The sequence below is a fragment of the Lysinibacillus sp. genome (assembly GCF_032093475.1).
In the GTDB taxonomy this organism is placed as follows: Bacteria; Bacillota; Bacilli; order Bacillales_A; family Planococcaceae; genus Lysinibacillus; species Lysinibacillus irui.
Genome location: NZ_DAMDAY010000045.1, coordinates 19,727 through 28,941, shown reverse-complemented (window position 1 = coordinate 28,941; position 9,215 = coordinate 19,727). Strand labels below are relative to the sequence as shown.

The 9,215-nt window shown below is 35.9% G+C and carries 8 protein-coding genes; 4 read left to right on the top strand and 4 right to left on the bottom strand.

The window, feature by feature from the left end; genetic code table 11:
• From RT445_RS11450 to RT445_RS11440, 3 genes are all read left to right on the top strand, one after another.
• Nucleotides 1-188 (top strand): hypothetical protein (locus tag RT445_RS11450; protein ID WP_313470619.1); only part of this gene is annotated, 188 nt, incomplete at its 5' end.
• Between the two features lie 1,132 nt (nt 189-1,320).
• On the top strand, nt 1,321-2,244 hold the full coding sequence (locus RT445_RS11445; RefSeq protein ID WP_313470617.1) for a S8 family peptidase: 924 nt from the start codon (nt 1,321-1,323) through the stop codon (nt 2,242-2,244).
• 609 nt (nt 2,245-2,853) lie between these two features.
• Nucleotides 2,854-3,099, top strand: coding sequence for a hypothetical protein (locus RT445_RS11440; RefSeq protein ID WP_312505918.1), 246 nt, complete (start codon nt 2,854-2,856; stop codon nt 3,097-3,099).
• 58 nt (nt 3,100-3,157) lie between these two features.
• Here RT445_RS11440 and RT445_RS11435 read toward each other — a convergent pair whose 3' ends face one another.
• Complete coding sequence (locus tag RT445_RS11435) at nt 3,158-3,655, bottom strand: GNAT family N-acetyltransferase (RefSeq protein WP_313470616.1); 498 nt, start codon at nt 3,653-3,655, stop codon at nt 3,158-3,160.
• 736 nt (nt 3,656-4,391) lie between these two features.
• On the opposite strand from RT445_RS11435, the gene RT445_RS11430 reads away from it, so the two are divergent.
• Nucleotides 4,392-5,822, top strand: a complete 1,431-nt coding sequence (locus RT445_RS11430; protein WP_274794322.1) for an amino acid permease — start codon at nt 4,392-4,394, stop codon at nt 5,820-5,822.
• Between the two features lie 164 nt (nt 5,823-5,986).
• Here the strand turns inward: RT445_RS11430 and ald are convergent, their stop codons facing one another.
• The 3 genes from ald to RT445_RS11415 form a co-directional block, all read right to left on the bottom strand.
• Complete coding sequence (gene ald / locus RT445_RS11425) at nt 5,987-7,117, bottom strand: alanine dehydrogenase (RefSeq protein ID WP_274794323.1); 1,131 nt, start codon at nt 7,115-7,117, stop codon at nt 5,987-5,989.
• A gap of 19 nt (nt 7,118-7,136) precedes the next feature.
• Nucleotides 7,137-8,423 carry a kynureninase gene (kynU, locus tag RT445_RS11420; RefSeq protein WP_312506053.1) on the bottom strand — a complete coding sequence of 429 codons (1,287 nt, stop codon included), beginning with the start codon at nt 8,421-8,423 and terminating at the stop codon, nt 7,137-7,139.
• 156 nt (nt 8,424-8,579) lie between these two features.
• A complete protein-coding gene (locus RT445_RS11415; RefSeq protein ID WP_274794324.1) occupies nt 8,580-9,188 on the bottom strand; it encodes a TetR/AcrR family transcriptional regulator in 609 nt (202 codons plus the stop codon).
• Nucleotides 9,189-9,215 lie beyond the last annotated feature (27 nt).

Genomic DNA, 9,215 nt, shown 5'->3' with positions numbered 1-9,215 from the left:
TGGCTCCACAATACATTCTGGGAATAAGCATATCAATTCCATTTATTTTAGGAATTTCAGGACTAATATTTGCTATTTTAGGGATAAAGGGACCCACTCGTATGATTTTAGTTGTCCTTAATTCGTTTATATTAGTAGTGTTTATCGGGATTTATCTAATGGCTTTTTATGGATTTAATAAACCTTAAAAGAACCAAAATTTATCTTTAAAAGTCGGAATGAGAGGAATTTTATGATAGCCTACAAAGAATAGCTATACTATATCTTCTTATAATAATCCTTAGTATTTTTAAGGCTATATAGATGAAAAGTATATAAATTGGATTGTTGGTTCTTGCTTTTTTGTATTTGGTGCTTATGAGCCTAGTTATGGAAGAACTTCAGACAGTAATTACTTTTACTGTCTGAAACGCAGAATTTAAAGCTGTTTCGCATTTCCATGGTCATTCAAGTGTAAATCGAAGTTACACAATCTGTTGGAGTAGATTTATTCCCAATTGTAACTATTAAGATTAATGGAGAGTATTTCGATTATGAATGGCACACAAACCCATTATATGATGTCAATGAATTACGTTCTTCTACACAAAATAATGAACTTAATCTAATGTGGTCAAATTGTACTATCTGTACTACTGTTTGTGACACTATCCAAGGTTTAGGATGTACCTTAGCTGGTACAGCAGCTTGTATGGTAGCTTGTGCTCCAATCGGTACTGTAGCGTGTCCATTTATTTGTGCAGCTGTTTTTGGATTAGTGTGCCTTAGCGAAAATAAGATCACATGTGGACCAGGTTGTAAATTATTAGGGTTTTGCTAAATAGAAATAACAAGTTATAAAGTTAATATTTCCTCACCAATAATATTATAATTAAAATAGGAGTGTAGATTCTTGTTAGCCTATAAGAGAATAATTATAATACATTTACTTATTATGTTTTCTAGCATTTTTATTAGTTTTCAGATAAAAGGTATATGGATAGGATTACTTATATTTTTATTGGTGTATGCTTCTCTTTTTTGGTTGTTTATTGGACTACCTTATGCATTTCAAACAAAGTCAAAGTTTTTCGAATTGGTTAGTAAAAGGTGGAAAAATCGGTCCAAAAAGCAAAAGATTTATTCTTTAATATTGCTTAATAATAGAAACAGAATACTCAATTTTATATGAGAAATATTCAATTTAATCTACCTCCGAAAATGTTAGACTTTTACTAACATTTCAGGGGTGGATTTTTGTTTTATATTGAGCGAATTTCTCCTTTTTATTTATTATCATCTTCCTTCTAACACTTTATTATTTAAAAGGAGATGACAAAAATGAAATATGAAATCATTTTAGAGAGGGTAAAAGTGGTCAAGTTGTTTAAAGTTTTAAATGTAGTTCCAGATAACTTAGATAAAATTCGAGCAAGGGATTTGTGGGAGGAAACGAATCAAGGTTCATCATCTGTTGTTGCAGTAATAGATAGCGGAGTTCAAGTAGACCATCCAAGTTTAAAGGATAATATTATGGATGGCTATAATTTCACTGATGATGATGAAGGTAATCCTTCAATATTTAAAGATTATCTTGGACATGGCACGCATGTATCTGGAATTATAGCTGCTGTTGATAATGGCAAGGGAATCACAGGTATTGCGCCAAAAAGTAAACTTCTTATATTAAAAGTAATAAATCACAAAGGAAGAGGAAGCTTTGAGAGTTTGATTAAGGCGATTATGTATGCAGTTAATTGGACTGGACCTAATGGAGAAAAAGTAAACATTATTAATATGTCACTCGGCAGCCCAGAACCAAATGAAGAATTGCATAAAGCCATAAAATATGCACGTTCAAAAGGTATAGTATTAGTTGCAGCAGCGGGAAATGAAGGCGATGGAGAAAGTGCAACTATCGAAATATCATACCCTGGTTTTTACAAGGAAGTAATTCAAGTCGGCTCTATATCTGAAACAGACACGCCTTCAAAATTTTCTAATACGAATGTAAATTTAGATTTTGTAGGGCCTGGTGAAAATATATTATCTACGCATTTAAACAGTGATTATGTAGAATTGACAGGAACCTCTATGGCAGCTCCGTTTGTTGCCGGTGCTGCTGCACTTATCATAAAAATAATCAAACATTGTGAACCCCATTTGATTCCAATGTATGTATATGACTACTTGTTAACTCACGCTCTTTCATTGGACCACTTCTCCATTAATGAGGTTGGGAATGGTTTTATTCAATTGAAATAAATTGTGAAGGCACCCATCATCGTAAAAAGGCAATTTAAATACTCCCCTTAAAAACACCTGTGTTTACCTTTTAAAGGGAGTATTTTTCTTGTTTTTAGATCATTGAAATTTCTGTTACCATTTTTAGTATAATAAACAGTAAGAGCTGTTGGAGTTGAGACCTTAGGTATTTAGCTAAAACTTATTAATTGAAAGGATTTGAATACGGAGATGGATATTCTAATTCCAATTGGGATAGGTTTTTTTGCTAATATGTTAGTATTTGGAATAACCATGTTTGTTATAAAAAATAAAAGAAAAGCTATAAAGCTAACACTTGTTGTCTTCGGAATATTGTTCTCCTTTCATTGATCATCGGTAGTTGGTCAGGAATGGGCTTATTTGTTATAAGCTTAGGCATGTTACTTTTATCTTTCTGTTTATTTATTTGCTTTTATTGAGCGTAGCTTCATAAACAAGGACTTATAGAAAATGCCTTTGAAGGAGTAATTCCTTCAAAGGCATCTTTTTATTTGAAGGCAGTACCCTTTTTAGAGTACTGCCGTGTGACTTAAGCGTGCATTTGCATACCATATATGTAAGAACAAATAGTTAGATGGGGGGAATTTTATGGATCTTATAGTGACCATTTTTCTCATGCTAGATATTCCCTATAATTACTTTCACGATTCATTCCCCATTATGATTGAATACTTGGGGATTCTTGGATTTTGGCTAGCACTCCCATTATCGGTCATTGTTATCTTGCTAAGTATATGGTTACTTATAAAGAAAGTGGGCATTGTTAGCTCTTTACTTATTCTTTTTACGACAGCCATTCTTTTATATTTTGCATTATTTTCATTGTTCCTTTGATACTCACCATATTAAATTGAAGCCTTTGAATGTGCATACTTCAAAGGCTTTTTCTTTTTCAGAAAAACAGTACCATATAATCCTCATCAAAATATTGCTGTCCTATTTTTAAGGCGTTTCGCTCTGTTCCAAAAACGCGAAAGCCTAACGATGTGTATAAACCTTTTGCTGATTCATTGGAAGAAACAACTGTTAAATTAATCTGCTCGACATCTACTAATGTCTTTGCTTGATTGATCACTTCTACCATTAGTTGCTTTCCTATGCCCAATCCCCGTTTTTTGGGAGAAACATAGACAGCAAAAATGCTCGCTTTGTGCTTGAGCTTCACTTTATTTGCTTGCACTAATGTCGCTACTCCAAGCAAATCCCCCTGGTTAAATGCCCCAATTGTAAATGTTCCCTGCCCTTCGATTCTACTTGCAAACGACTCAAGCGATATATCCTTTTCTTCCTCAAAGCTAGAGCCAAATGCCTCTGGATTCGTTTGAAGTCCTTCCAATCTCAATTCTCGATAAACTTCGGCATCTGCTGCTGTTAAAAGCCTAATATTCATTCTTTTCCCTCCCAAAATACTTTTCATTTTTATCGACCATAATGAAGTGCATTTAATGTACATTGTTAACAAATTCCATAAAGTAGGAATGAGGTGAATGGAATCTAACAATATAGCCAAATATTTTTAAACATGACAGGAGCAACGAACCTTACCTACAAGCTACTCATTTATTATCACAGGAAGAACTATGGCGAGTAACACATGAGGGAAAAGCTCCATTGGTGAACACTTTTATCACCTCCATTTGATTCAGAAGAGCTACATACAGCAATTGCCCACTATTAATCTTATTCAAGAGATTCAGTTGTTGGCTATTCATGAAAGGCATCACTTTACCATCATTCAAGAAATGGCTGTATAAAAAGAAAGGAGGTCTTTGTAGGTTACTTTCCTCAAAGGCTTTTTTATATGTAGTTCATCTATCAATGTTATATTTCCTTCGAAAATTGATAATATATCAATTATTGATACGAATGTCTTTTTTCAATGAAAAGGATAGTTATACATTTAAACACCTTAATATAATTGATATATCTTTCATTTTTATTAAAACCCTCAAACCAATATACATACACTAAACAGAAAAATACGACATTATTCAGCAAATCATGACGCATAATATTGACACTGTGTCATTTTTAAATTAGTATATGCTTATATTCACAAGATTTATAGCAATGACAGAAAGAAGTTGATCTATGAAAGGTATTATCTACACAAAGGGGCTGAAAGAATGGTTAAAAACAATCACAGTATGGAAGACATTATGGAGCGTGAGAAAGGTTTAAATAAGGGGTTAAAAACGAAGCAAATCACGATGATTGCCATAGGAGGTGCGATTGGAACTGGGTTATTTCTTGGCAGTAGTTTAGCAATTGGTCTCGCTGGTCCAAGTGTTATTCTTAGTTACGCTGTAGGAGCTTTGATCGCACTATTATTAATGGGTTGTCTTGCTGAAATGACGGTTGCACATCCTACAACTGGTTCATTCGGTGCTTATGCTGAAAAATATGTAAATTCATGGTCCGGCTTTGCTATTCGATATTCTTATTGGTTTGCATTAATTTGCTCAATTGGTACAGAGGTCACAGCGGTTGCACTTTATATGCGCTACTGGTTCCCAAGTGTACCAAATGCTGTGTGGATTATATTGTTTGCTGCTATACTGCTTTATGTAAACGCTACCACAGTAAAATTATTCGGTGCTGTAGAATATTGGTTCTCGGTTGTTAAAATCGTCGCGATTGTCGGCTTTATTATTTTAGCTACGGTTGTTATTTTTGGAGCAGATAGCTCTTCCAACATTGGTATACAAAACTATTTTAATGATGGAGGCTTTTTCCCACATGGCTTCTGGGGTATGTGGATGGGGATTTTTATCTCATTATTTAGTTACTTAAGTATTGAAATGATTGCAGTAAGTGCTGGGGAGGCTGAGGATCCAAGGAAAGCTGTCCCAATAGCATTAAAATCAGCAGTAATACGTCTAATTTTATTCTATATTGTCACGCTTATCCTGATGCTCATGATTGTTCCTTGGGGAATGGCTGGTGCAGACAAAAGTCCATTCGTTAAAGTAATGGAGATTTTGAATATTCCTGGTGCGGCATCCGTCATGAACTTTGTTGTCCTAATTGCGGCGCTTTCGGCTATGAATAGCCAGCTTTACATTTCAACTCGCATGATGTTCTCACTTTCAAGAGGTGGCTTTGCGCCAAAGAAATTAGGTGAGCTCAACAAAAGACAAGTACCCACGAAGGCATTGTTTGCATCTATTATCGGTATTGTCATTGCGACAGTATTCTCTATTTTTAAGCCAGAATCAGCTTTATCGCTTATGATTTCAATATCAAGCTTTGGTGCAATGTTTGCATGGTTTATGATTTTTATCACCCATTTATTTTTCCGTAAAAAATACAAGGCAAAAGATGGAGAAAAACTGCCAGTACGTATGATTGGTTATCCTTATTTAACAATCCTAGGTGCCGTTTTATTAGCTTCAGTTGTATTATCAACATGGTTTTCTCCTGACTTTAAGGCAACATTACTTGTTGGTTTCCCATGGCTACTCTTCATTTCCATCTGTTATTTTGTTTGGAAAAAAGTAAATGAAGCGAGGAATCGCGTCATTAAAAATGAGCTTGAGGAAGAACATATCATTTAACACAGTTGCTTTACCGTCGACATAGATAAGATACCTCCAAGACAGATAGGGATAAGCTGCCATCTTGGAGGTATTTTTCTGAATTTATTCCTCATTAAAAGCCTGAGTCCCTAACTACCGAACTCAGGCTGTTTAATATTATTAAATCCTTCACTTTTAGAGTGCTATAATACAAGCTGACCTTTTAGAAGGTCCTCTGCACTTTCATATGGTAGCTGTAATGCTTCAGCAACCTTACTCATCGTAATCTTACCTTGATAAACATTCAAGCCTTTTCGTAATGCTTCGTTTTGTAATAGTGCTTCCTTATAACCATTTGCTGCAATTTGTAGCGCATACGGCAATGTCACATTTGTTAAAGCCATGGACGATGTTTTTGGCACCGCACCTGGCATATTACCTACTGCATAATGCACAACACCATGCTTTTCGTATGTTGGATGATCGTGTGTTGTCACATGGTCTGCTGTTTCCACAATTCCACCTTGGTCAATAGCTACGTCTACGATAACAGAGGCTGGCTGCATATCCTTAACCATGTCCTCCGTGACGAGTCGTGGCGCTTTAGCACCAGGAATAAGTACTGCACCAATAACCAAGTCAGCTGTTTTGAGTTGTTCTGCAATATTAAAGCTATTCGATATTAACGTTTGAATACTATCACCGAAAATCTCTTCAAGCTGGCGTAGGCGTGCCGGATTAACATCTAGAATGGTTACGTTTGCACCTAACCCTACAGCAATTTTTGCTGCACTATAGCCTACAACTCCACCACCTATAATGGTTACATTGCCCTTTGCTACACCTGGCACGCCACTTAGTAATATGCCTTTACCGCCATTTGTTTTTTCTAAATAATGTGCACCGATTTGCGCAGCCATTCGTCCAGCAACTTCTGACATTGGAGCAAGTAGCGGCAGGCTACCATCTGCAAGTTGGACCGTTTCATAGGCAATGGCCACCACTCCCTTTTCTAATAACGCCTTCGTTAATGCTTCATCGGCTGCTAGATGTAAGTAAGTAAATAATATTTGCCCCTTGTAAAAATAATCGTATTCCGAAGCGATCGGTTCTTTTACTTTCATGACCATTTCTGCAGCCCATGCATCCTTCGCTGTTGGAACAATTGTTGCACCGGACTCCATATATTGCTTATCTGTAAAATTTGAACCAAGACCTGCGTTCGATTCAATTAGCACTGTATGTCCCTCAGCAATTAAAACACTAGCACTTGCAGGCGTTAACGCGACACGATTCTCCATTACTTTTATTTCCTTAGGTACACCAATAATCATCTAATTCCCACCTTTTTTGTTATGCTACAATTTCACGTTCGTTTTTGAATTGCTCATACAACTTTTCATCCATAATGGTCTTTAAAATTTGCACAACTTCATAAACTTCCTCAAATGAGTTGTACAGTGCCACAGGTGCAATACGAATGCCATTTGGTGCTCTAAAATCAGGAACAACTCCCTTTGCCTTCAATGCCTTACAAATACGAGCTGAATCTGAATGTGTAAGATAGACATGACCACCGCGCAAGTCATTGTTCACTGGGCAATTTAATGTAAAGTCGTAATTACCTATATAATAATTGTATAGTTGAATAAAATACTCTGTTAGCTGCATGGATTTCTCACGAATGCGTGTAATTCCTGCTTCATTAAAAAGTTCCAGTGCACCTAGTAGTGGTGCTAGGCTTAATAAATGTGGTGTCCCCATTTGGTAGGCACTTACATTTTGGGCCTGTATAAGGCTTGTTTCCATATCAAATTGCTTCGCTTTATCGGAACTGAACCAGCCTGCCAATCCAGGCTTTGTACCAAAATGCTTCTCATGTACAAACAACCCAGCAACTGCACCAGGTCCTCCATTTAGATGTTTATAGTTACACCAGAAGGCAAAGTCTACATCCCAATCATGAAGGGAATGCTCTACAGAACCAACTGAGTGGCAAAGATCAAAGCCTATTAAAATACCACGTTGATGCGCCTCTTTTGTTAACGCTTTCATATCTAGAATTTGACCGCTTCTATATAACACGCCAGGTAGTACAATCAAAGCTACATCTTCTGTCATTGCTGCAACAATATCCTCATGCGTATAATAGTGCCCGTCCTGACTACGTATATATTGAATATGCTCCTCGATATTTTCGTAGTGTAAACCTAGCTGGCTTTGTACAGCATATAAATCTGTTGGAAAGTTTAATTCGTCAATAACAATTTTTGTTTTCTTGCCTGTTGGCTTATAAAACGTTGCAATCATTTGATGCAAGTTAACAGTAGTAGAGCCAGTTGCAATGACTTCCTCTGGTTTCGCACCTACGATCTTTGAAAGCTGAGCACCTACCTGCTCTGATAAAAAGAACCAAGGATGCTCCCCTTGTGTCCATCCATCAATGCCATGCTGCTTCCAAGAATCCAAAAGCTTCAACAAGCTAGCCTCTGCTCTCTTTGATAACAGTCCTAATGAATTCCCATCAAAATAAATTGTGCCTGGTTGAAGATAAAACTGTTCTCTAAATTCTTTTAAATCATCATTTTTGTCTAAAAAAGCTGCGTATTCTCTTGTAGGATTAAATTCCATTATAAACACCTCACTTTTAAAATGATGGTAGCATTGCAATCTATTAACCATCTTATACTCATCTTATCAAAAAGTGACACAGTGTCAATATTTTTAAAAGAAGAATTTTTAAGTTTAAAATCTAATTTTCATCACATTAAACAGAAAAACCTCCAACAAGGGAGGTTAATCTGTATAGAGGCCTTTAATATAAAAGTGTACAATTAATTCTACGTTTTCCTCGATCGAAACATTTTTATCTTGCAAGCAACGCCAAAGGAAGTTCTCATTTATGTGATACCACATATTCGCTACATCTTTAGCATTTAAATGAGGTAAGGCAATATTATTATGTTGTACATATAAAATATCCTTCTCAATATGATCAATAAAATGTTGCTGGACAAGAGACCATTTGTGACGAATTTCCTCTGACACACCAATCGCCTCTTGCACTAGCCTCATCAATTTCTCATTTTCAATACCTTGTTTATTGAACGCTTTTACCTGATATGTAATTTGCTCCCTCGCCTCTTCCTTTGATTTTGGAACAAAACTTAGCTTCGCAATACTGTACATTTTTTCAAGAAGCGAATCAATTATTTCTATTAACAGGGCATCCTTATTAGAAAAATAAACGTATGCTGTGCCATGGCCTACACCAGCTTCTTTAATAATTTGCTTCATTGTTGCTTTCTGAAAGCCCAGTTCAAAAAAAACCTTTTTCCCCGCCTCAATTAATGTCTTGCGTGTTTCATGAGCACGGTCTTGCTTTATCTGACTACGATTCTTCATAATACACCAACTTCCACTTTCTCTATG

What these genes read in the sequence shown, in the direction of transcription:
- RT445_RS11440 (WP_312505918.1), top strand. Translation starts at nt 2,854, where the DNA reads ATGGATCTTATAGTGACCATTTTTCTCATGCTAGATATTCCCTATAAT.
- RT445_RS11435 (WP_313470616.1), bottom strand. Translation starts at nt 3,655, where the DNA reads ATGAATATTAGGCTTTTAACAGCAGCAGATGCCGAAGTTTATCGAGAA.
- ald (WP_274794323.1), bottom strand. Translation starts at nt 7,117, where the DNA reads ATGATTATTGGTGTACCTAAGGAAATAAAAGTAATGGAGAATCGTGTC.
- RT445_RS11445 (WP_313470617.1), top strand. Translation starts at nt 1,321, where the DNA reads ATGAAATATGAAATCATTTTAGAGAGGGTAAAAGTGGTCAAGTTGTTT.
- RT445_RS11415 (WP_274794324.1), bottom strand. Translation starts at nt 9,188, where the DNA reads ATGAAGAATCGTAGTCAGATAAAGCAAGACCGTGCTCATGAAACACGC.
- RT445_RS11430 (WP_274794322.1), top strand. Translation starts at nt 4,392, where the DNA reads ATGGTTAAAAACAATCACAGTATGGAAGACATTATGGAGCGTGAGAAA.